The following is an 852-nucleotide window of genomic DNA, read 5'->3' on the forward strand; positions in this document are numbered from 1 at the left end:
AAACTTGCCAATCTGATAAATTGGGAAACCTTTGAGCGTTCCTTTGCCCGCTTGTACTAGAGGGACAACGGACGCATGGCCAAGCCTATCCGCCTGATGGTCGGTCTTATAGTGCTGAAGCATATTCGCAACGTCTCGGACGAGAGCGTCGTGGAACAGTTCTCGGAGAACGCCTACTACCAGTATTTTTGCGGAATGGAATCCTTCACCATCGCCAAGCCTTGCGTACCGACGGAACTCGTGGAGTACCGCCATCGCATTGGCGAGGCGGGCATGGAGTTGATTCTCAAGGAGAGCATCCGGGTCAACCTGCTGCTTGACGACAAGCGGAAAGAGAATGAAAACAGAAATGACGGCAAGGACGGTCGTGGACGCAAGTCCGACACCGAGCAGACAGCCTTTATCGACTCAACCGTGCAGGAGAAGAACGTCACGTTCCCCACGGATTCGAAACTCCTGAATAAAATCATCGGTTTCTGCCGCGACGTGGCTCATGCAGAGCATCTCAAGGTGCGCCAAAGCTATGCCGGGGAAATCAAGAGACTTAAGCTTGTGCAGCGTTTCCGTGGCAGGAAGAACAGTTCAGCCAAGGTAAGGAAAGCCGACCGTCGGATGCGCACCATCGCCGGAAGGCTGTTGCGCGAGCTGGTTCGGAATTTGCCCCCTGAGAACTCTTACCAAGAACGTATTGAGGTCTGCATGAAGTTTGTTAACGGCGAGAGAATGGACGGTCACAAGATCTACTCCCTTCATGAGCCGGACGTGTTGTGCATCAGCAAGGGGAAGGACCACAAGAAATACGCGTTCGGCAATAAAGTCTCCCTTGTCAGACTGTTGAATGGTCTCATTGTC

At 52.8% G+C, this 852-nt stretch carries 1 pseudogene; it reads left to right on the top strand.

Annotated elements, in window-relative coordinates:
• A pseudogene (locus E0E16_RS03895) lies at window positions 1-852 on the top strand (transposase); the annotation flags it as partial.

It is taken from the genome of Prevotella rectalis, assembly GCF_900607215.1.
GTDB classification, from domain to species: Bacteria; Bacteroidota; Bacteroidia; order Bacteroidales; family Bacteroidaceae; genus Prevotella; species Prevotella brunnea.